This is a genomic window from Terasakiella sp. (genome assembly GCF_048267425.1).
In the GTDB taxonomy this organism is placed as follows: Bacteria; Pseudomonadota; Alphaproteobacteria; order Rhodospirillales; family Terasakiellaceae; genus Terasakiella.
The window spans coordinates 198,750-220,922 of record NZ_JBLWXN010000007.1; the positions used below are offsets into that span (position 1 = coordinate 198,750).

Here is a 22,173-nt window from a genome sequence, read left to right on the forward strand (position 1 = left end):
CGTTATCGCATGTTGGATATGGTGCCCATCATTTCATCGGAAGTGGAAATGACTTTGGAATTCATTTCGTAGGCACGCTGTGCTGAAATCAGGTTGGTGACTTCGGAAACCGCATTGACGTTTGATGTTTCCAGAAACCCTTGCAAGATAGATCCGTAGCCAGTGGTCGCCGGTGCAGCAGTAGAGGCCTGACCGGAAGCCGGTGTTTCTAAGTAATAGTTGGAACCTTCGGCGCTGAGACCCGCCGGGTTGGGGAAGTTTGCCAAAGTCAATTGACCAACATTTTGCAGTTGGATCTGACCGTCGATTTTGGCGAGCACTTCACCGCTGGAGTTGATGGTTACATCAACGGCGTTTGCCGGAATTGTGATACCCGGTTGTACCTGATACCCATCGTGGGTGACCAGTTCACCATCACCGTTTAACTGGAAAGTCCCATCGCGTGTGTAAGCGGTTTGACCATCGGGCAGGGTGATTTGGAAAAAGCCGTTGCCTTGAATGGCAAGGTCGAACGTATTGTCCGTGGGGGACATATTGCCTTGTTCGTGGATACGGTAAACGGAGGCCAGTTTTACACCAAGACCCAGTTGAACACCGGTTGGGACAACATCTCCATTGTCTGCGGAGGTTGAGCCTGCGCGACGCAGGTTTTGATACAGAAGATCGTGAAATTCTGTCCGACGGCGTTGAAAGGCCGTTGTGTTCATGTTGGCAAGGTTGTTGGAAATCACTTCAACATTTTGTTGTTGTGCCATCATGCCTGTTGCGCCGATGCTTAATGATCTCATTGTCTTACTCCTAAACTTATTCGCTCTAGTTCAGCCGTTTAATCGGCGCTCTTTATCTATCTGAAATCAGGGTGAGGGCTTTTTTGATCCGCTCATCTTCTTTGCCGACCAGATCTTTTGCTTTTTCATAACTGCGGTGTACATCAATCATGCGTGTCATTTCGATGATCGGCTGTACATTGGACAGTTCCAGCTTGCCTTGAATGACATGGGGTTGATCAATTTGCGTGCCCGGTGTGTCGGAGCTGTACATCGTGTTGGATACTTTGTCCAAAAACTGTGGGTTTTCGAAATTCACGATACCCAGTTTGCCAATTTCACCACCATTTGTATAAATCTGGCCTGTCCGGCTGATTTCGATACGGCTGTCGTTGGCTTGAATGGAAATTTGATCGCCTTCAGCGGTTAAAACCGGATGACCATCACTTGTAACAACAACGCCTTCGTTATTCAGTTCAAAGTGACCGTTACGGGTGTAGCGATTGCCTTGTGGTGTTTCGACGACGAAATAACCGTCTCCATGAATGGCAACATCCAAAGAGTTTCCGGTTTCTTCCAGATTGCCTTCGGACAAATCACGATATTGGGAGACATCACGTACGAATTTGAGCTTGTCGCCCATAATCGCTTCGCCGCCCTTACTGCGCATCAGGAAATCATCGAACATCATGCTTTCACGTTTGTAAGCGTGTGTATTCATGTTGGCGATGTTGTTTGCCACAGAAGTCATTTCACGGCGCAAGGTCGTCTGTCTGGACAGTGCGATGAGTAATGTATTTTCCATTTGGCCAAGCCTCTAAACTTTTTTCGCTCTAGGTGGTGCGACATTTTGCCGCGTTGTTGCCAAAACTATATGCACACACTGTGCCAGTCTGAAAATACATTAAAAAACAAATGGTTAATTATTTTGTGTCGGAAGGAGCGTTCAAAATTTGCCGGACAAGATTGTGGCGGTGCGGCAATAAATGCCTTGCAGGGACGGAAGAAACAGTCTGCATTTTTATGTTTTTTTGTCTCAGGTAAAAAAACGGATTAAACCAGTTGTTAACTACTTGCTTATTATGGTGTAAATAAGGGTAGCTTTACGAGACTGTTATGCACATCCTTGATAAGGTGTGCCATCAGTTGACAAGGCTGAAGCAGATAGAATTTGAATCGAAGTGAGTGAACAATATGGCTGATGACGATCTCGACGATGACATGGGTGACGACGACGATCTGGACGGTAGCGAAGAAGGGGGCTCGGGCGGTAGTAAGAAAAAAATATTGATCCTTGCCATTCCGCTGGTCTTGATTATCGGCGGGGCGGCGGGTGCTTATTTTACCGGCTTGCTTGATCCGTTGCTTGGTGTTGAAGAGACAGCCGCCGACGGTGAAGGGGGCGAAGCCGCGCCTGTTGGTCCGGTTGCGTTTACCGATTTGCCCGAAATTCTGGTCAACCTGAATACCACGGGGCGGAAATCCAGCTTCTTGAAAATCCGTGTCAGTCTTGAACTGCCCAATGTGGAAGATGTGGTTAAGGTTGAAGCTGTGCAGGATCGTGTCGTTGATGCTTTTCAGGTCTATTTGCGTGAATTGCGCGTAGAAGATTTAAAAGGATCGGCCGGGATGTATCGTTTGCGCGAAGAATTGTTGGCGCGTGTAAACGCCGCTGTCGCACCTGTGAAGGTGAATGATGTGCTTTTTAAGGAAATGCTGGTACAATAGCGTATTGGTAGAAGACGAATGATTGATCGAAGTAAAGGACCGCACGCATGACTGTCGCCGACGACGATGGCGAAGATCTCGCCGCCGAATGGGAAGCCGCACTCGGTGATGACGATGATGAGGCTGATGACGATCTCGCCGCCGAATGGGAGTCCATGGTCGGTGACGATGGTGGTGGCGGCGCCGATTTGCTGGGTGCAGTTGGCGGGCGTGAATCTACGCGGGTTCTAAACCAGGACGAAATCGACAGCCTTCTCGGTTTTGATGAAGATCACGACGACGATACAGGGCAGTCCGGTATTCAGGCTATCCTGAATTCGGCGCTGGTTTCATATGAACGTCTGCCGATGCTGGAGGTCGTTTTTGACCGTCTGGTGCGGATGATGTCCACATCGATGCGGAACTTTACATCCGATAACGTCGAAGTGTCGCTGGATAACATTGTCTCTATCCGTTTCGGCGATTATCTGAACTCTATCCCCTTGCCAGCAATGTTAGGTGTTTTCAAGGCGGAAGAATGGGATAACTTCGGTCTGCTGACGATCGACAGTTCCATGATTTATTCTATCGTGGACGTTTTGTTGGGCGGGCGGCGCGGGACCGCGGCCATGCGAATTGAAGGTCGTCCCTATACCACGATTGAACGCAATCTGGTGGAACGGATGGTACATGTTGTTTTGAACGACTTGTCCGCTGCGTTTGATCCGCTGAGCCCGGTGACCTTCCGTTTTGATCGTTTGGAAACCAACCCGCGTTTTGCGACGATTTCGCGACCCAGCAACGCGGCCATTGTCGCCAAGCTGCGTATTGATATGGAAGATCGTGGTGGGCGCGTGGAAATGCTGCTGCCCTATGCGACTTTGGAACCGGTTCGTGAACTTCTATTGCAGATGTTCATGGGGGAAAAATTCGGTCGCGATAGTATTTGGGAAACGCACTTGGCGCGTGAGCTTTGGCAAACGGATGTGGATCTCGAAGCCGTGCTGGATGAACAATATATGGAATTGACCGATATTATTAATTTAAAAATCGGATCACAGATCATGTTTAATGCCACCCCGGACTCAGATGTTGAAATTCGTTGTGGCGGTGTATCCATGTATGTGGGTAAAATGGGTCGTAAAGGTAACAATATCGCCGTGCGTATCGACGACGAAATTACGAAGACGAAAGGATAAGCCTGTGCCGTTTGCCTTGCTCTTGGACATTTTGATTGCGATCTTGCTGATTGCGACCATTGCTTATGCGGTTATGTTAAACCGTCGCCTTTCACAGTTGCGTCAGGACCAATCCGAATTGGAGGCACTGGCTAATCAGTTTAACGATGCGACGTTGCGTGCCGAAGAAAGTATCCATAAACTGACCGGATCGGCTGATGATATGAAACGCGATGTGCAGGACACATTGCGTAAAGCCGAAGCCTTGCGCGATGATTTGAATTTCTTGATTGAACGTGCGGGCGTGTCGGCGGATAAGCTGGAAGAAAAAGTCCGCAATAATCGGCCCGAGCCCCCGGCCTATTCCGGGAAAAAGGTAAAAGACACGGTTGTCCCGCCGAGCAAGGATAAGCCTCAGGCACCTGTTCAGCAGGCGGAAAAAGAGGACGAAGAAGAATTTAAACCGAAAACAGATGCCGAGCGGGAGCTTTTGAAAGCTCTTGAATCAGTGCGCTGAAGACCGGGAGATAACACATGATGACCTTCCTGAATAGATTGAGAGTCCTGCCGGTTACGATTTTTGTGGCTGTGTTTTTGCTGACGATCAAGGTGAACGCGATCTGGGAAGGGGTTGGTGACTGGATGGGTGCCGTGAGCGTTACTCAGGCAGAGGCAGAACAAAAAGTCGCGCAGGATCGTCCGAAAGAAGCCAAAGATATTTTGAATGATCGCCATCCCGCCCCGCCGCGCGTTCTGGAATTGGCCCAAGCCAATACCGAAGAATTGAGCGACGAGGAAAAAAAGGCAATGGCAGAAGAAGATGCGGCCATTGCAGCGGAGGAAGCCGCCAATAATCAGCGCGATACCGGGATCGGTGATGATCCGACGTTCTATACTCAGGCAGAGGTGGATTTGCTGCAAAAGCTGGCGGAGCGACGTGAAGAAATTGAAGCGCACGCCCGTGAACTGGATGTTCGCGAAAACCTGTTGAAGGCCGCGGAAGGGCGCATTGATAAAAAAGTTCAGTCGTTGAAAGCCTTGCAAAAGACGATTGAAGATAAAATGATTAAATATGATGAGCAACAAGCCAGCAAGTTGGTGAATTTGGTCAAAATATATGAAAATATGAAGCCTAAGGATGCCGGGCGAATCTTTGAAGAGCTTGAAATGGATGTCTTACTGGAAGTTGCTGAAAAAATGAATAAACGGCGGCTCGCTCCCATTCTTGCAAAAATGGACCCGAAAAAAGCACGTGATGTAACCGAAGAACTGTTTAAACTACGTAGTTTACCGCAGCCGGGCGAGTTAACGGGGGGGTGATTTATCCCTTTGTGTAAAAAAAATGAGCTAATGCGTTGGTTTCCCTTTTAAAAAGGTTGCGTCATAGGCTAAGCTCAAGTACTAAATTTAATAGATACCTTTTTTATATGTTTTATTGAAAAAGGTATAAGCCGATTGAAAAGATACTTTTATCTGGGAGTGGAGTGCTAAATGGCTGTCAATCCTAATATGCCGATCCTTATTGTGGATGATTATAAAACAATGTTGCGTATCATCCGCAACTTGCTGCGTCAGTTGGGTTTTACCAACATCGATGAAGCAACTGATGGAAGTCAGGCGTTACAAAAACTTCGCCAAGCCAATTTTGACTTGATTATCTCCGACTGGAACATGGAACCGATGACGGGCCTGCAATTGTTGCGCGAAGTCCGTGCCGATGCGAAGTTGAAGCACATTCCGTTCATCATGGTGACTGCGGAAAGTAAGTCTGAAAACGTAATCGCAGCGAAGGAAGCCGGTGTATCCAACTACATCGTGAAGCCGTTCAATGCGGAAACGCTAAAAGGTAAAATGGTTAGTGTTATCGGTGATTTCTAAGTCATTCGATGTCTAATCATTTCTGGTTTATGGAGTTTTCATGTCAGTTTCCTCTAAAGTAGACCCCGATTTGGGTGCACGTCTTGATGAATTGCGCGACACTTATGGTGATACCGTGCAAGTAGAAGAAGTGGTCGAAGTTGTGGATAGTCTTCTTTCAACGATGAAAGGCGATGTTACGTCTGCTGACATGGAGCTCTATAACGAGCTTGAATCGCTGGCTGAGTATATTCATAGCGCTAAAGCCGAGATTGCTCAGCTCCGTCCCGACGATGTGAAGGAAAAATACCTTTCTTCCGCCAGTGATGAACTGGACGCCATTGTCGAGGCGACTGCGGATGCGACCAATAATATTATGGACGCAACCGAAATCGTAGAAGAGGTTATGGTGGGGTTGGAGCCGGAAGTCAGTGATAAACTGATGGAAGCAACAACTAAGATTTATGAAGCCTGCACTTTTCAGGACATTACAGGGCAGCGCATTACAAAAGTGGTGAATGCCCTCAAGCATATTGAAGAAAAAATCGATGCCTTGGTCGATGCGTTTGGTGCGGAAATTGATAAATTCAAATCCGAGAACCCCGATCCTGTTGAGGATGGACCTAAGGAAATAACCGACGAAGACTTACTGGAAGGCCCGCAACTTGAAGGTCAAGGCAGAAGTCAGGAAGACATCGATGCTCTGCTGGCCAGTTTCGATTAACTCATGACATAATAGAAGGCGATGGACCGAATTCAGGTAAACTTTGGTGGGGGCAAAAGACCCGAAAGTGACGCCGGACGGACAATCACGCTTTTTTTGTCACTTTATTTGCTGGTTTTAGCTTTCTTTATCTTGCTTGTAAGTATCTCTTCTACGGAAGAGGTGAAATCGAAAGCCTTAATGGAAAGTCTGACCTCGACTTTTTCTTCCGTTTTACCCCCACGTATGGATCTAACCGCTTTTAATGCGACGACGGGCGACTTTTTGGCCGCGGATGATTTTCAGCGTCAGGTAACCGGGCTGTTTTCGACGGTTATCGGCGTGGTAAAAGTGGATACCATTCAGCCCGGACGATTGATGCGGGTTGAAATTGACGGGGATAGCTTGTTTGAGCTGGATAAAGATATTATCCGCGAAGGCCAATATGGATTTATGGACCGCCTTGTTGCAGCCCTGAGTGCCAATCCGCCGGGTTTACGTTTTGAAATGGAATTCGTCGTGCCAGCCCCTTGGTCCGGTATTCGGACATTACCGACGAAACAAAGTTTACCTGTACGCCGCGCCGGTGCTTTTGCCCGTGAACTATTGACGCGCGGTGCCCCGCCGGGATCGGTTTCCATCGGCTTGAAGGGGAGTAATGAAACTGCATTGGAAATTTGGTTCCATATTCGCGCCCAGGATGAAAATCGTATCCGGTTTGAAGAGTCACCTTTGATTTCCAGTGAAGTGATAAAACCGGCTGTTGTGGAACAGCCGCGTCCCCAACCTGTCACGTTATCACCGCAAAACCCTGCGACCTCCAACGAAAACGGGGGCGTTTTGCCATTGCCCCTGACGCCACCCGTGCAGGCAACACCCTCTGCACCGGCAGGTGCGAACGCACCGATATCATTGCGGCCACCACGATTAGGGGAGGGGGGGCAATGATCCGACAAGGCAGAAAAGTCGGCGTAACATCGTTCGGCGTTTCAGGAAAAGAGGAGGGTGAAAAGACGGGGGCGTGGATGCTGACATTCACGGACCTTGTTTCTTTGCTTTTGACCTTTTTTGTCATGCTCTTTTCCATGTCTACGGTGCAGATTGATAAATGGGATGCGATTACAGACTCCCTATCAACAACGTTAAATCCTGAAAAGAACGAAACTGTCGCAACGGCCACCGCGGATTATAATATTTCAACTGTTTTCCGACAGCGTGCGATAAATTTGGAGTATTTGCAGGCTGTTTTGACGGAAAAGGTTGATAAAGACGATATTCTTGGACGTTCTATGATCCAGCTTTTAGATGATCGTTTGTTGATTTCATTACCGGGGGACCTTCTTTTTGCCAGTGGAAGCAAAAACTTAAGTCCGCGTGCGCAAGAAACTATGCTAAAACTTGGTGATGTTTTACGACATGTTAGTAATCAGATTGTTATAACTGGACATACGGACCCAAAACCGGCTGAAGGGCTGGATTATGCGTCCAACTGGGAATTATCGCTTTTTAGGGCCATTGCTGTGGGAAATGCATTAAGAAAGTCTGGCTTCACACAAGATTTCTTGGCATATGGTTATGGAGATAGCGGTTACGGGCAATTGCCCGATATCGCACCTGCTAAAAAAGAGGCATTGGCCCGGCGTGTGGATATATTGGTTTTGCAGACCGGTGTGTTGAAGTAATTAGGGGACGAACGGCATTTTGAGACAAGGGCGCTCACTCATAGCCATTTTGGCGTTTATGATCGGCATATTTGCCCTGAACGGACAAGTCTGGGCGGAACGTATTGCCGTGCGCGCTGGTGCGCATCCCGGTTATGGGCGTATGGTCTTTAAATGGTCTTTGCCGGTTCGTTATGAAGCTAATATAGAAAATGGTGTTCTGAATTTGAGTTTTGGCGAACCTGCCGAAACCTCCTATAATGAAGTTCGTCGAAATCTGAAGAAATATATTTCCAATGTCACGCCGTCTAATGGCGGGCGCAATGTGACGATTAACCTGACGGGCGATTACGGTTTACGTCATTTCTATACAGGCAGTTATCTGGTTGTCGATGTTTTGGGCGAACCCGCACAGGCGCAACCTGTTCCCAAACCGGCAAGTACGCCTGCGCCACGTGCCGCGAGTCCGGCGCCAGCCCCGACACCTGCACCTGTACAAGCCACACCGGTTCAAACGCAACCTTCTGTCATTCCGGCGAATGGACCATCCGTCCGTGTGCGTAAAGGCGAAAAAGGAACGCATACCCGGATCGTGTTCGATTGGGCGAAAAAGGTTGGCTATACGATCGGGGACTATCAAGGCAAGGCCGTTGTACAGTTTAATGAACTTGCGAAATATGACTTGTCACGTGCCCAACGTGGGTTAACGGGGCAGGTGCGCGGCATTCGTCAAAATGGCAAAAATGTTGAATTGGACGTGACGGCAGGGGCACGGATTAAAGATTTTTATGTCGGGACAAAAGTTGTCGTTGATGTCTATCGCGATAATTTGGCCAACAAGCCACAAGCCCCGACAGCAGAAGAAGCAACAACGCAGGTTGCAACAGCGCCCGCGCCAGCGACCCCTGCACCCGCGCCGGAACCTGCAAAACAGCAAGCGATCCAGCAACCTGCCCCTGTTGCGCAACCCACTGTTGCGACACCGAGCGAGGCCCCTGCACCACGTGCGGCCCCGGTGGAAAAAGTTGCCGCACCGCAAGCACTGGATGATCCCGCAACAGATGGCACGTCTGCTTTGGCCGCTGCATTTTCTTTACGCTTTGAATTTGGTGAACCCGTTGCAGCCGCCGCCTTTCGTCGTGGCGGAGCCGTGTGGCTGGTGTTTGACAAGCAGACTCAGCAGGATTTGAATGCGTTGAAAGCGGCGGCTAATGGCGCGATTGCACAGATTGAACAAATTGCGATCCCGCGGGCCACGGTTTTACGCATGGTAACAGCCGAAGGGTTTAACCCGCGGCCCAAGCGCGAAGGTTTAGCATGGGTGTTTGATTTCGGTAAATTGCCGATGTTGGCTTCGCAAGAAATTGAAGTTCAACCGCAACCCCATTCGCCGGCCGGTTCGCGTTTGTTTATGTCTGTACAGGAAGGTGGTTTGCCGGTGCCTGTACAAGACCCTGCGATTGGGGATAATTTGGTTGTTGTTCCGGTTATTCCATTGGGACATGGCGTGAATACAGCGCGAAATTATCCTCAGTTTGAATTGTTAGCCAGTGCGCAAGGGGCCGTTTATCGACCGTTGAGTGACGATTTACGTATTCGTACGTTGAAGTCCGGTATTGAAATGACGTCGACTTCCAGCTTGAAATTGTCTGATACAGGCAAAAAGGCGGTGGCACAGGCAAAGCTGGGTGGGTTGCGTGGTGTTAGCCGTTTGTTTGATTTTGACAAATGGAAAGTCGGCAGCATGGAGAGTTACCGTGTCAACCGTCAGGATCTTGAAAAAGCGGTTGCCGGGCTAAAGGGACCACGTCGTGATATTGCCCGTACAAAATTGGCGCAATATTATCTTGCCCATGCAATGGGGCCGGAAGCTTTGGGCGTTTTGAACGTTATGGCAAAGTCCAATCCTGACAAGGAAAAGGACCATGAATTCAGGGCGATGCGCGGGGTTGCCAGCTATGTGATGGGCCGACTGGACGAGGCAGCAAAAGATCTTGAGGGAGACGAAGTTGCCGCCAAGGATGAAGGCGCGTTTTGGCAAGCGGCAGTGACGGCTGCTGGGGGCGATTTCAGCGAAAGTGCGTTTGCTTTAAAACGTCTGGGCGGTGTGATCCGAAATTATCCGCCCCGTCTTAAATTCCCGCTTGCTTTATTGTTGACTGAAGCGGCCTTGTCGACCGGGGATGTCCGTCAGGCGGAATCCTACCTTGAAGTGCTTGAGTCAGAACAATTGAATAATCGTCAGGTTGATGCGGTAAAATATCTGCGCGGACGCACCAAAGAAATCAGCGGGGACCCTGACGGGGCCGTGGTGACGTATGAGCAGGTCGAAAATGGCAATCACCGCCCGTCGCGGGCGCGCGCAGCCCTATCCAAGTCCGAGTTGTTATATAAAAACGAACGGATTGATGCCAAACAGTTGATTGAGGCATTGGAGAAACTGCGTTTTGCGTGGCGCGGGGATGATTTTGAATTCAAGCTGTTGCGACGTTTAGGCGACCTGTATGTTCAAACCGGAAATTACCGGGATGGTCTGCGCACCTTACGTCAAGCGGCAACCTATTTCCGTGAACATCCGCAGGCCGAAGCCGTGACGCAGGAAATGATCCGTATCTTTGAAGAATTGTATCTTGAAAGCAAAGCGGATGAGTTACCGCCGGTGACGGCCATTGCCCTTTACGATGAATTCCGTGAATTGACGCCGGCTGGTGAAAAAGGGGACGAGATGATCCGCAAATTGGCTGATCGTCTGGCCGCCGTAGATCTGTTGCGCGAAGCGGCAGAATTATTGGAAAATCAGGTGCAGTTCCGTTTAAGCGGTCAGAAAAAGGCGCAAGTCGGGACACGTTTGGCGGTGGTGTATTTAGCCGCTGGCAATCCTGAACGTGCTATTCGCGCGCTTAAGAAAAGTGCCCAACCCAACATGACAGCGGAAGAGATTGTTCAACGTCGTCATCTAGAGGCACGTGCCTTGATTGATATGGGAAAAACGGATCAGGCCTTGAAATTGATGGATGATGCCGAAGATGAAACGGTCGCGGCTGATATTTTACGCTCGGAAGTGTACTGGAATGCGTCTGATTGGCGTAATTCCGCTGTGACCATTAAACGCCTTGCTTTGGCGAAGGGGGCACGCCGTGCCAAGCCGCTGGATGAAGAACAAGCCCGTTTGATTTTGAATTTGGCAGTCGCTTATACACTTGGCGCCAATGAACGCGGTGTGGCACGTATTCGTGCGGATTATGGCCCGGCGATGGAGCAAACGACTCTGCGTGATGCTTTCCGTCTGATTGCGTCGCGTGAAAATGCAGGCATGCTGGATCCACGCACCATTACCCAATTGGTCAAACCGGCTGAAAACTTCTCCAGCTTTATGACAGAATATCAAGAACGGCTGAAAGCAGGACAGCTCAGTGCCATCAATTGATCCAATGACTTGGTATATGGTGTGTCTGAAAAACTTAAAAGCAACGCTGTTTCAAAAAAAAATAATAATGTTTAAAATTTCACTTGTGTTTGCATTGAATCTCAGGCAAACACTGCGTCCTTATCCGCATATAAGTTTTTGCGGATCATCTATCTACTGGTTTGGAAAGGGTTTAGAATGGCCAAGACAGCTGCTCTTGCCGAACTGGGGATGGACTCGGTACAAGTACCGGGCGAGACCCAGATCCGCGAAAATGTTGATCAACAATCCGGCTTTGCTGTGATTGAAAACAACAAAGACTATTTCATCGAACGCAATGGTATCCGCTACGCAGGCACTCACCTGTTGATTGATTTATGGGGTGCCAGCAAGTTGGATGATATCAACTTGATCGAACGTACCTTGCGTGCGGGTGCTGATGAGGCAGGTGCAACAATTTTGCACTGTCACTTGCACCACTTTGAACCTAACGGTGGCGTGTCCGGCGTTCTGGTTTTGGCTGAGTCTCATATTTCAATCCACACATGGCCGGAAGCGTCTTTTGCGGCGCTTGATGTCTTTATGTGTGGCGATTGTGATCCCCATAAGGCAATTCCGTTCTTACAGGATGCTTTCAGCCCGGACCGTATTGATGTGGACGAGCAACTGCGGGGCAAGGACGTATGAGCCGCTGGATTGGCGAAACGCTCTATCCGTTCTATCAGCAACGTTTCAGCGCAACGGAAGTTCTGTTTGAAGAAAAGACGGAACATCAGGACCTTGTGATTTTCGAAAACGACTTTTTTGGTCGTGTCATGTTGTTGGACGGGGTGACCCAGACAACGGATCGTGACGAGTTCGTGTATCACGAGATGATCTCTCATGTGCCGATTTTTGCTCATGGTAATGCCCAAAAAGTATTGATCATCGGCGGCGGCGATGGTGGCGTGTTGCGCGAAGTGCTGCGTCATAAAGACGTTGAATGCACGATGGTGGAAATTGATGCCTCTGTGGTGGAAATGTCCAAAAAATATTTCCCGCAACACAGTGATGGTGCCTTTGAAGACCCACGGTGCAATCTGGTGATTGCGGACGGCTTGAAATTCGTTAAGGAAACGCAAGATCGTTTTGACGTGATCATTGTCGATTCAACCGATCCGATCGGTCCGGGGGAAGTTCTGTTCACCAGCGAATTTTACAGTGATTGCCACGATTGTCTGTCACAAGGCGGTATCCTTGTGACACAAAACGGCGTGCCGTTTTTCCAAGAAGACGAAGTGACAACCACACAAGGCCGTATGGCCCCTCATTTTAAAGATATGTCTTTTTATGTGGTGGCGGTGCCGACCTATATCGGTGGTTTTATGACTTTGGCCTGGGCAACGGATGATGTGAACAAGCGTCAACAATCCATTGCAGACATTCAGGCGCGTTTTGATCAAGCCGGTTTTGAGACCAACTATTACACACCGGGTGTGCATGTCGGGGCGTTTTCATTACCGCGTTATATAGAAAAGTTACTGAAATAGAATAAAGTTTCAGGGAACTACGTTTTTTAAAAGCGGCACCTTCATTTAATGAAGTGCCGCTTTTTTCATTCCAATATACCTGTGCCGAAACTTTTCACCAGCGAGCCGACCAGCATATACCAGCCATCGACCAGCACGAAGAAGATGATCTTAAAGGGCAGGGCGATAATAACCGGGGGTAGCATCATCATCCCCATAGACATGAGCACTGATGCAACGATCATATCGATGACAAGGAAGGGGATAAACAACAGGAAACCGATTTCAAAGGCGCGGCGGATTTCAGAAATCATAAAGGCAGGGATCAGCGCCTTTAAGGGGACGTCATCGGCTTTAACATTTATGTCTGCTTTCGCAATTCCCATAAACAGGTCCAAATCTTTGCTGCGCACATGCTGCATCATGAACCGTTGAAAGGGTTGGACCGTTTTTTCGAATGCGGTGATTTCTTCAAGGTCACCATCCATATAGGGTTTAATCCCTTGTTGATAGGCGGCATCAAAGGTGGGCATCATAATGAAAAAAGTTAAGAAAAGTGCGAGAGAAACCATCACTTGGTTGGGGGGCGCTTGCTGCGTTCCCATCGCGGTTCGCAGAAAACCGAAAACGATAATCAGTCGGGTGAATGACGTCACCATAATCAGGATGCTGGGTGCCAGTGACAGTACGGTTGTCAGGGCGACCAACTGAATGATGCGTGATGTTGTACTTTCAGGACCGCCAACATTTGGATCGCCGAAATCCAGCGTGAAGCTTTGGGCAAGAACGTCAGAATTGAAGACGGCTAAAATCATAAAGCTCAAGCCAAAGAAAAGGCTACCGCTTAGGGAAAGTTTCAATATTTGTTTTTTTGTCATTGCGGGTCCCCTTCATCCATCTTGTTTTTGTCAGTGATGTGAGACGTTGCGGCAAGATGTTCGCTGAAGTTGAAGTCGTCTTCCATGATGTTCGTTTCGACCACCAGATCGTTTGTACCGCCGATAACCAGAAGGTGTTCGCGCCCGTCGCGTTTGACAAGGACGAGGCGACGTTTACCGTCTATCGGCATAATTTCAGAAATGCTCAGGCGTTTTTTAGCTGTTCTTGGTACGTGGCGATAGCCCATACCATAACGTTTGGCAATAAATGCCAAAATGCCAATGAGCGAGATAACAAAGGCCAGCGCGAACACAAATCGCAAATAATCGGAGATATCCATCGTTTATGTCTGTGCCTTGTCTATCTTATGTTTCATTGTCATCGTCACGGATTTCCTGCGCCATAAGAGGATTGACACGTCCGTCGCTCAACTTCAAGCGTTCTGTTAATTCGTCATGTTGAAGGTTGATATCTTTTTCCAGACGTTCGACTGCCTCAAACAAGGTGTTCAAGTCTGTAAGGTACGTGCGGGCTTCGGCCTGCGGGCGTTTTTGGATGTCCTGGCACAGGTGATTGATGTGGCCTTGAAGGGCCGCAATATCTACCATCTTCCCGTCATAGATCAAACGCTCGGCCGTCTCGACAAAAGAGAGGATCTGTTCAATTTTATTCTTAATATCACGCACCGTTTCAGTCATTACGTTTTTTCGGTTTCGGAGTTGAAGAGGGACTATTTTGTGGTTTTTCAAGGGGAACGTCAATGCCGGGCATCGGCTGACGATTGGCTTGATAAACATATGTCAAAATCTCTGCAACGGCACTAAAAGCTTCGACTGGAATTTCGCGGCCCACATCCAGAAGACTGAGGATTTGCGCAAGATCGGCATCTTCGCGCACTTTAACGCCCTCATCAAAGGCGATCTGTAAAATTTGTTCTGCAACGGCACCGCGCCCGGACGCCACAATTTCCGGTGCTTTGCCTTCAACACCTTCATAGGAGAGGGCAACCGCAATCTGATCGGAATTAACAGGTTTTGCAGGTTTGTTTTTGGGCTCGTTCACGTCGGGGTCCAATGGTGGTTTCTGACAAGAATATCCTATTTCAAACTGTTTTAAAAAACCTTAAAATAAGCGTTTGCATAAAAAGGCTGACATAAGGCTTTACTATTTGTTAATATGGGTGTTGCATAGTAGAACTGTGCCCCTAGGTATTATTTGCGGGTATGGTTTGACGATGTACTGATTTTTGTTCTTGGGAGGTCGAGGGCATAATTCAGGTTAGGAGTTCGAAATGGACTTAGGCAAAATGTCGTTGTTCGCTGTTTTGAAAAAGCGAATGGACTACATTGGTAACAGGCAGGAAGTGTTGGCGGAAAATATTGCCAATGCGGATACGCCTAAATATATCGCCAAGGATTTGAAGCCGTTCAATTTTAAAGATTTGATGCGGCGTCAGGCGATGCATGTCAGCCCTGTTGGCACCGACTCGAAACATATCGGGACGGAGCCTGCACGCATGCGTGAGTATGCGGTTGATGATCCCAAGCCTTATGAATCGACGATTAACGGCAACCAGGTTGTTTTGGAAGAACAGATGACCAAAATGTCGGAGTCGCAAGTCGATCACGAACTGACCACGGAAGTTTATAAAAAAAACATGCGACTTTTCAAAATTGCTTTAGGCAAGCAGTAGGTTGTTTTTTATTTTTCTGTTGGATGAGAGTCAAAGAGGTATAGAGGTCCACAATGGATGACCTATTTAAAAGTATGCGAATTTCCACGGCCGGTATGAAAGTACAGGGTGCCCGTTTGCGTGTTATTTCTGAAAACGTCGCCAACGCGGATTCCTTGCCAACGAAGCCGGGCGAAATCCCCTATCGTCGCAAAAAAATCCTGTTTAAAAATGAGCTTGATAAAGAGATGGACGTGAACCTCGTACATGTTCATAAGGTCAAGGAAGACAGCAAAGCGAATTTTAAGAAGTTTTTTGATCCGGCACATCCGGCAGCGGACGAAAACGGGTATGTTCTACGCCCCAATGTCAGTTCGTTGATTGAAATGATGGATATGCGCGAGGCACAACGTTCTTATGAAGCGAACGTTAATACGATTAAGGCCAGTAAAAAAATGCTGCAACAAAGCATCGGTATTTTGCGTTAGGTTTGAAAAAAGGACAAAGGTAAATGGCTGACAATATGATGGCATCTGCGGCGGCTGCCTATGCCCGCCAAGCGGACTCGATCAACAAACTTCCATCATTGAACGAGACGAAAGAAACTGGTGGTGAAGATTTTTCCGACCTTTTGAAACAAGCGGTTCGTGAAGCGGCCGATATCGGTTACAAAAGTGAAACCATGTCTTTGAAAGCGGCGGCAGGTCAAGCCGATGTCAACGAGGTGGTGACAGCGGTTGCCGAGGCCGAAGTGACCCTGCAGGCTGTAACCACGGTGCGTGATAAGGTGATCCAAGCCTATCAAGAAATTATTAAAATGCCGATTTAAGTGATTTGATGAGATGAACGAAATTGGGGTTATAGAAATTGGACGTGAGGCATTCTGGGTGATCTTGATAACAGGTGGCCCTATTTTGATAGCTGGTTTGGTCATCGGTCTGTTGATTGCATTGTTTCAGGCTTTAACGTCCATTCAAGAAATGACCCTTGTATTTGTGCCTAAAATCATTGTTATTTTTATTACCCTTGTATTGATGTTGCCTTATATGATCAGTCACATGATGGATTTTGGGGAAGAGATTTTCGACAAAATCATCGCCCTTGGATAAGGGGCATTTTTCATGTTGAGCGATATTTTTACGTTTAATATTTTTCATTTTGGATTGATTTTTGCGCGTATGAGCGGGGCATTTATTGTGATGCCCGGGATCAGTGCGCGTTTTGTACCTACACGTATCCGGCTTTTGTTTGCCTTGATGTTGGCGCTTATACTTGTCCCCGTTGTCTCCAATAATTTCCCCCCTTTTCCAATTCACCCTCTGGAACTGCTTATGTTGTTGGGTGGAGAAATCTTAATTGGTTTTTTCTTCGGGGCATTGATGATGATTATGCTGAGTGCAATGCAGGTTTTAGGGATGATTATTGCCTTTGTTGCGGCGCTGTCTAACGCTTTTTCATTTGATGCGGTTTCGCAATCTCAAAGTTCTGTTGTGTCGACGTTTTTTGTAAACTTAGCTATGGTTACTATTTTCGTAACGGACCTACATCACTTGATGTTATCTGCGGTGGTGGATAGTTATACTTTGTTTGTTCCGGGGCAGTTGCCCCCGATTGGTGATTTCGCGGAATTTATGTCACGAACCGTGGCGGGTTCTTTTAAAATTGGTGTTGAACTGGCGGCGCCTTTTATCCTGTTATCGTTTGGTTTTCAGCTTGCTATGGGCTTGATCAGTCGATTAAATCCGCAATTCCAGGTTTATTTCGTCGCGATGCCTGCGCAGATTATGGTAACGCTTGTCATGCTTATGTTTACAGTTTCGGCCATTATGATGGTATTCTTGGAATATTATCAAAAAGGTCTTATCGGTTTCTTGGAACCTTAAGGATTTTGAGGGGATAGCATGGCTGAAGAAGACGAAGCTTCAAAAACGGAAGAACCGACGGACAAAAAACTCTCGAAAGCACGAGAAGAAGGTCAGGTTTCACAATCTCAAGAAATTAAAAGTTGGGCCTCCTTTTTTGCCGCGGCTATTTTTGTTTTGTTTTTAGGGCCAATTTTTGCAAAAAGTGTTGTTGAACCCATTATTTATTTCTGGCGTGACGGCTATCAATTGTCCTTGGATCGTAATTCTGTAGGCCTGATGTTCGAGCGATTGCTCGGGGATATGGGGTTGCGGGTTTTACCGCTGTTGTTTGTTTTGATGCTGACGGCTGTGATGTCAGGTGTATTTCAAACCGGACTGATTTGGGCGCCTAAAAAAATACAACCCAAACTATCCAACCTTTCTTTAAAAAAAGGTTTGAAAAAAGTTGCTTCTACACGATCTGTTGTTGAGCTCATCAAAACAATTTTCAAAATGGCTCTGGTCGGTGGCGCGGCCTTTTTGGTTGTTCTTCCGATTTATATGAATGTTGAGTTGCTGCCCGAGCACGATGTTTTTGCCCTTTTATCCTTAATGTATGATGTCGCTATTTATATTCTGATTTCTGTCACGGCTTTGATGACGTTGATTGCCGGGCTGGATTTTGCCTATCAACGCTATACGTTTATGAAGCAAATGCGGATGACGAAGCAGGAAGTCAAAGACGAACATAAACAGTCAGAAGGGGACCCGCAGGTCAAAGCGAAAATTCGCCAACTCCGAATGGAACGGGCACGCCAACGTATGATGACAGCCGTTCCGACAGCGGACGTCATTGTGACAAACCCGACCCATTACGCCTGTGCGCTGGAATATAAACAAGACTTAATGGGGGCCCCTAAATTGGTGGCGAAAGGCATGGATAATCTTGCGTTTCGTATCCGTGAAGTTGCCGAAGAACACGAAGTGCCGATTGTTGAAAACCCGCCCTTGGCGCGCGCCCTTTATGCCTCTGTTGAAATTGACGAAGAAATTCCGGCGGAACATTACGCTGCTGTGGCCGAGGTCATTGGCTATGTCATGCGTCTGAAGGGGCAGATGAATTGATGCTGGCGCTGTCTTTTTCCATGCGATTACGTCGTCGATTAAAACGTGTTGTCCGCCAACCTATCAGTTGGGCCGGTGCGGCATGGGTGATGTTTTTAATAACGACGATCAACCATTTTGTACTTCAAGCAGACACTACGGTGACATATGTCAGTCTGATTATTGGCATTGGCTGTATGGGGATGTTCGGCTGGGCGGTCGGCTCGGCCGGAAATGCGGGGGCGTTTGGTGATCTGTTACGCCGTGCCATTGATGTTTTACCCGAAGCTCGATTAATCACGGCACGCGATGGATCTACTGTCTATGCCAACCCGGGTTTTAAACGGCTTATGCCGATTATGCCCGGAAAACCTGAAATTACAGGCATGGTGGATTTACTGGACGGAGAAAGCGCACAGGCGGAGTTTAAGCGTCTGCGCGGGAACGCCCGTAATGGCGTTGGTGATTATTGTGAAGTTCCGGTTCGTTTAAGGGATGGCAGTCGCGAATGGCGACGTATTTCTGTGGCACCATTGGGGAAACCTGCGGGCTTTACGTTGTGGTTGGTGCGTGATGTCAGTGCACGGCGCGAAATGGAAACAGCGCAACGCAAAGAATTTCGCCAAATGTTCGATTTCCTCGATAATCTGCCAGTGGGTTTTTTTAGTTCTGATCAACAGGGGCGCTTTCGATTTGTCAATCAAACCTTGGGGGATTGGCTGGGGGTCTCCCCTGAAATGGTGCGCGCAACCGGATTGGGTTTAGCGGACTTCGTTCTGGATTTACGCGATGGTCCCAATGGGGTGATGAGCTTGAAAGGCGCAGATGGTCGCCCCTTTGACGTTTTTGTACGTCAAACCGAACTCTATGATGATCAAGGTAATTTTGTGCATAACCGTTGCCTTGTCTTGCGCGATGGGATTGAACAGGGCCAAGTTGCCCAACAAAGACCGGAACGTAGCTCAAGCAAAGCCTCGCTCGGCTATGACCCGCGTGTGCGTTGGTTGTTTAAGGAAGCACCAGTCGGTATTGCTGTGCTGGATCTGGAACGCAATGTTGTGGATTGCAACCGCGCTTTCCTTAAAATGCTTGGTCGCCATCAGGATGCGATTGTCGGTCGTTCGCTTTTTGATCAAATCAAACCTGAATATCACGACGATGCCAGCCGACAGCTCGGCAAAGTCGCGATGGGGACAATGGCTGCCGTGCGCTTTGACGTGCAAATGCCGACAGCGCGTGCGCGTATGCTGACGGTCAGTGTTTTTGCAGGCCACATGGAAGATGAAACCGGGCAAATCAGCGGCCTTGTCTTGCACTTTATCGATGCGACGGAACAACGGGATCTGGAACTGCAATTTACACAAGCTCAAAAAATGCAGGCCATCGGTCAACTGGCCGGTGGGGTTGCCCATGACTTCAATAACGTTTTGACCGCACTGACAGGTTTTTGCGAGATTTTGCTGGAACGCCACCCCAAGGGCGACCCGGATCATCAGGAACTGCAACAAATTTATCAAAGCGGAAACCGGGCAACGGACTTGGTGCGTCAATTACTCGCTTTTTCACGCAAGCAGACTTTGCGGCCGAAAATTGTCGATATTTCAGAAGTTATTTCCGATCTTTCAGCCATGTTGAACCGTTCGTTGGGGGAAACGGTTGTCTTGCGTATTGATCATGGGCGCGACCTGAAACAAATCCGTGTGGATACGGGCCAACTGGAACAAGTCATTGTTAATTTGGCGGTAAACGCCGGGCACGCGATGAATGGCGATGGCGAGGTGATGATCCGTACTAATAATGCGCTTGTCCACGATCCTGTGGAACAGGCCCACGATATTATGCCGCCGGGATCCTACGTTTGTATCGAGGTTTCCGATACAGGTTGCGGGATAGCACCGGAAAACCTGACCAAGATTTTTGAGCCTTTCTTTACAACCAAGGATGTGGACAAAGGAACGGGTCTTGGCCTATCGACCGTTTACGGGATTGTCCGTCAAACCGATGGTTATATCTTCGTTGACAGCGTGGTTGGCAAGGGAACGACCTTCTCGATCTATTTCCCGGCAGTGGAGGAAGAGGCGGTTGCGAAGAAAGTGGAGAAAAAACAACCGGACCTGTTTGATCATGCTGATCTGACCGGGACCGCCACCATCTTGCTGGTCGAAGATGAAGACCCGGTCCGTCTGTTCGGCGCACGTGCCCTAAGTGCCAAAGGATACGAAGTGATCGAAGCGCCCAGTGGCGATGCTGCGTGGGATATCTTTAAATCTCAAGCCAATAAGATTGACCTGATTATTACCGACGTGGTCATGCCCGGCATGAAGGGCCCGGACCTTGTTGAACTCGTTCGGGCAAGCCAACCGGATATGAAAGTTATTTTCATGTCAGGATATGCCGAAGACGTGATCCCCGACGGGATCGAAAATGACCCGACCATTCATTTCCTGCCCAAACCCTTTAAGCTCAAAGACCTCGCCTATAAAGTCAAAGAAGTTCTCGGTGAAGCGTAAGTGTGTTTGCTACATAATACCGCATAATACCGTACATAATACCGCATAATACCGGAGTGATTCGTTCCGATATTTGCGATTCGGTTAGAACTTTAAGAGAACATATTTTGTAAAATCGTTTAAAAACAATAAGTTCGCAAATGTTCTTGTTAATGAGAACATTTCATGTACTTTTAAATGAATTGCAACGGCCCCGTTACTTGTGGAATAAGGGAGCATAGATATGTCTCAAACGGCACTCAAGCTTGTGGATAAGGATACGATGGATAAAAATAAGGCATTGGAAGCGGCAGTCGCGCAGATTGAACGCTCGTTCGGTAAAGGCTCCATTATGAAACTGGGCCAGCGCGAAAATGCGGTGGATACGGACGTTATTTCGACAGGATCTCTCGGGTTGGATATCGGTTTGGGGATCGGCGGGATGCCGCGTGGTCGTGTCGTTGAAATCTATGGACCGGAAAGTTCCGGTAAAACAACGCTTGCCCTGCATGTGGTTGCCGAAGCCCAGAAAATGGGGGGCACGTGTGCGTTTGTGGATGCTGAACATGCGCTGGATCCGGTTTATGCCCAGAAATTGGGATGTAATGTTGATGAACTGTTGATCTCGCAACCGGATGCCGGGGAACAGGCCCTTGAAATTACCGATACCTTGGTGCGCAGCGGGGCTGTGGATGTTTTGATCGTTGATAGTGTGGCCGCTCTTGTCCCGCGTGCCGAACTGGAAGGTGAAATGGGCGATACGCACGTGGGCCTTCAAGCACGGTTGATGTCTCAGGCTTTACGTAAGCTGACGTCTTCGGTGTCGCGCTCCAATACCTTGGTGATCTTTATCAACCAAATTCGTATGAAAATCGGGGTGATGTTTGGAAACCCGGAAACCACAACGGGCGGTAACGCTTTAAAGTTTTACTCTTCCATCCGTTTGGAAATTCGCCGGATTGGTCAAATCAAGGACCGCGACGAAATCGTTGGTAACCAGACCCGCGTTAAAGTCGTGAAAAACAAGATGGCTCCGCCGTTTCGTACGGTTGAATTTGACATTATGTATGGTGAAGGTGTTTCCAAAATGGGGGAACTGCTGGATCTTGGGGTTAAGGCCGGTGTGGTTGAAAAATCCGGTTCCTGGTTCTCGTATAATTCGACACGTGTGGGGCAGGGGCGTGAAAATGCCAAACAATTCCTGCGTGAGAATGAAACCATTGCTCAGGAAATCGAACGTGCCATTCGTGAAAATGCCGGTTTGATTTCCGATGCAATGACCACAGGTGAGCCCACTCCCGCCACCGACGACGAATAAACATATAAAATGTTTTCAAGCGCTTTTCCTATGGGAAGAGGGGTTGAAAAAGGTAGTCATTCAGGCGCCATCTTCCAGCA

Annotated in this window: 25 protein-coding genes; 19 read left to right on the forward strand and 6 right to left on the reverse strand. The window is 48.3% G+C overall.

Annotated features, from left to right (window positions below):
- Positions 1-2: 2 nt before the first annotated feature.
- Together flgG and flgF are read right to left on the reverse strand one after the other, a co-directional pair.
- Positions 3-788: a flagellar basal-body rod protein FlgG gene (gene flgG / locus ACN0VA_RS12595; protein WP_417821497.1), complete on the reverse strand. Its 786-nt coding sequence runs from the start codon at positions 786-788 to the stop codon at positions 3-5.
- Between the two features lie 52 nt (positions 789-840).
- Entirely contained in the window at positions 841-1,572 is a 732-nt protein-coding gene (flgF, locus tag ACN0VA_RS12600; RefSeq protein ID WP_417821498.1) for a flagellar basal-body rod protein FlgF, read from the reverse strand.
- Between the two features lie 389 nt (positions 1,573-1,961).
- Here flgF and ACN0VA_RS12605 point away from each other — a divergent pair, with 389 nt between their 5' ends.
- From ACN0VA_RS12605 to speE, 11 genes are all read left to right on the forward strand, one after another.
- A complete protein-coding gene (locus tag ACN0VA_RS12605; RefSeq protein ID WP_417821499.1) occupies positions 1,962-2,495 on the forward strand; it encodes a flagellar basal body-associated FliL family protein in 534 nt (177 codons plus the stop codon).
- Positions 2,496-2,542: 47 nt separating this feature from the next.
- Positions 2,543-3,673: a flagellar motor switch protein FliM gene (gene fliM / locus ACN0VA_RS12610; protein ID WP_188661770.1), complete on the forward strand. Its 1,131-nt coding sequence runs from the start codon at positions 2,543-2,545 to the stop codon at positions 3,671-3,673.
- 4 nt (positions 3,674-3,677) lie between these two features.
- A complete protein-coding gene (locus ACN0VA_RS12615) occupies positions 3,678-4,169 on the forward strand; it encodes a DUF6468 domain-containing protein (protein ID WP_417821500.1) in 492 nt (163 codons plus the stop codon).
- Positions 4,170-4,186: 17 nt separating this feature from the next.
- Positions 4,187-4,972, forward strand: a complete 786-nt coding sequence (locus tag ACN0VA_RS12620) for a MotE family protein (RefSeq protein WP_417821501.1) — start codon at positions 4,187-4,189, stop codon at positions 4,970-4,972.
- 171 nt (positions 4,973-5,143) lie between these two features.
- Positions 5,144-5,530 (forward strand): chemotaxis response regulator CheY, encoded by a 387-nt coding sequence (locus tag ACN0VA_RS12625; RefSeq protein WP_188661776.1) that lies wholly within the window; start codon positions 5,144-5,146, stop codon positions 5,528-5,530.
- 40 nt (positions 5,531-5,570) lie between these two features.
- Positions 5,571-6,233 carry a protein phosphatase CheZ gene (locus ACN0VA_RS12630; RefSeq protein WP_417821502.1) on the forward strand — a complete coding sequence of 221 codons (663 nt, stop codon included), beginning with the start codon at positions 5,571-5,573 and terminating at the stop codon, positions 6,231-6,233.
- 21 nt (positions 6,234-6,254) lie between these two features.
- On the forward strand, positions 6,255-7,160 hold the full coding sequence (locus ACN0VA_RS12635) for a flagellar motor protein MotB (RefSeq protein WP_417821503.1): 906 nt from the start codon (positions 6,255-6,257) through the stop codon (positions 7,158-7,160).
- The gene (locus tag ACN0VA_RS12640; RefSeq protein WP_417821504.1) at positions 7,157-7,894 is read left to right on the forward strand and encodes an OmpA/MotB family protein; all 738 of its coding nucleotides are present in this window, start codon (positions 7,157-7,159) and stop codon (positions 7,892-7,894) included. The genes ACN0VA_RS12635 and ACN0VA_RS12640 overlap by 4 nt, the downstream gene beginning before the upstream one ends.
- Positions 7,895-7,952: 58 nt before the next feature.
- On the forward strand, positions 7,953-11,300 hold the full coding sequence (locus tag ACN0VA_RS12645) for a tetratricopeptide repeat protein (protein WP_417821505.1): 3,348 nt from the start codon (positions 7,953-7,955) through the stop codon (positions 11,298-11,300).
- A gap of 177 nt (positions 11,301-11,477) precedes the next feature.
- The gene (gene speD, locus ACN0VA_RS12650) at positions 11,478-11,966 is read left to right on the forward strand and encodes an adenosylmethionine decarboxylase (protein ID WP_417821506.1); all 489 of its coding nucleotides are present in this window, start codon (positions 11,478-11,480) and stop codon (positions 11,964-11,966) included.
- Positions 11,963-12,808, forward strand: a complete 846-nt coding sequence (gene speE / locus ACN0VA_RS12655; RefSeq protein WP_417821507.1) for a polyamine aminopropyltransferase — start codon at positions 11,963-11,965, stop codon at positions 12,806-12,808. The genes speD and speE overlap by 4 nt, the downstream gene beginning before the upstream one ends.
- Before the next feature lie 65 nt (positions 12,809-12,873).
- Here speE and fliP read toward each other — a convergent pair whose 3' ends face one another.
- The 4 genes from fliP to ACN0VA_RS12675 are packed head-to-tail and all read right to left on the reverse strand — an operon-like array spanning position 12,874 to position 14,728.
- Positions 12,874-13,665 carry a flagellar type III secretion system pore protein FliP gene (gene fliP, locus ACN0VA_RS12660; RefSeq protein WP_417821508.1) on the reverse strand — a complete coding sequence of 264 codons (792 nt, stop codon included), beginning with the start codon at positions 13,663-13,665 and terminating at the stop codon, positions 12,874-12,876.
- Positions 13,662-14,006, reverse strand: coding sequence for a FliO/MopB family protein (locus ACN0VA_RS12665; RefSeq protein ID WP_417821509.1), 345 nt, complete (start codon positions 14,004-14,006; stop codon positions 13,662-13,664). The genes fliP and ACN0VA_RS12665 overlap by 4 nt, the downstream gene beginning before the upstream one ends.
- Before the next feature lie 25 nt (positions 14,007-14,031).
- A complete protein-coding gene (locus ACN0VA_RS12670) occupies positions 14,032-14,364 on the reverse strand; it encodes a hypothetical protein (protein WP_417821510.1) in 333 nt (110 codons plus the stop codon).
- Positions 14,357-14,728: an EscU/YscU/HrcU family type III secretion system export apparatus switch protein gene (locus ACN0VA_RS12675; RefSeq protein WP_417821511.1), complete on the reverse strand. Its 372-nt coding sequence runs from the start codon at positions 14,726-14,728 to the stop codon at positions 14,357-14,359. Before ACN0VA_RS12675 ends, ACN0VA_RS12670 begins: the two co-directional genes overlap by 8 nt.
- Before the next feature lie 229 nt (positions 14,729-14,957).
- On the opposite strand from ACN0VA_RS12675, the gene flgB reads away from it, so the two are divergent.
- The 8 genes from flgB to recA all read left to right on the forward strand — a co-directional run bounded on the left by flgB (position 14,958) and on the right by recA (position 22,093).
- A complete protein-coding gene (flgB, locus tag ACN0VA_RS12680; RefSeq protein ID WP_188661797.1) occupies positions 14,958-15,359 on the forward strand; it encodes a flagellar basal body rod protein FlgB in 402 nt (133 codons plus the stop codon).
- A gap of 53 nt (positions 15,360-15,412) precedes the next feature.
- Complete coding sequence (flgC, locus tag ACN0VA_RS12685; RefSeq protein ID WP_188661799.1) at positions 15,413-15,826, forward strand: flagellar basal body rod protein FlgC; 414 nt, start codon at positions 15,413-15,415, stop codon at positions 15,824-15,826.
- 23 nt (positions 15,827-15,849) lie between these two features.
- On the forward strand, positions 15,850-16,167 hold the full coding sequence (gene fliE / locus ACN0VA_RS12690) for a flagellar hook-basal body complex protein FliE (RefSeq protein ID WP_417821512.1): 318 nt from the start codon (positions 15,850-15,852) through the stop codon (positions 16,165-16,167).
- 13 nt (positions 16,168-16,180) lie between these two features.
- Positions 16,181-16,447, forward strand: coding sequence for a flagellar biosynthesis protein FliQ (gene fliQ, locus ACN0VA_RS12695; RefSeq protein WP_417821513.1), 267 nt, complete (start codon positions 16,181-16,183; stop codon positions 16,445-16,447).
- A gap of 12 nt (positions 16,448-16,459) precedes the next feature.
- The gene (locus ACN0VA_RS12700; protein ID WP_417821514.1) at positions 16,460-17,221 is read left to right on the forward strand and encodes a flagellar biosynthetic protein FliR; all 762 of its coding nucleotides are present in this window, start codon (positions 16,460-16,462) and stop codon (positions 17,219-17,221) included.
- Positions 17,222-17,239: 18 nt separating this feature from the next.
- The gene (gene flhB, locus ACN0VA_RS12705) at positions 17,240-18,307 is read left to right on the forward strand and encodes a flagellar biosynthesis protein FlhB (protein ID WP_417821515.1); all 1,068 of its coding nucleotides are present in this window, start codon (positions 17,240-17,242) and stop codon (positions 18,305-18,307) included.
- Positions 18,307-20,796, forward strand: coding sequence for a PAS domain-containing protein (locus tag ACN0VA_RS12710; protein WP_417821516.1), 2,490 nt, complete (start codon positions 18,307-18,309; stop codon positions 20,794-20,796). The genes flhB and ACN0VA_RS12710 overlap by 1 nt, the downstream gene beginning before the upstream one ends.
- A 223-nt stretch (positions 20,797-21,019) precedes the next feature.
- Positions 21,020-22,093, forward strand: coding sequence for a recombinase RecA (gene recA / locus ACN0VA_RS12715; protein ID WP_417821517.1), 1,074 nt, complete (start codon positions 21,020-21,022; stop codon positions 22,091-22,093).
- The last annotated feature ends 80 nt before the right edge of the window (positions 22,094-22,173 follow it).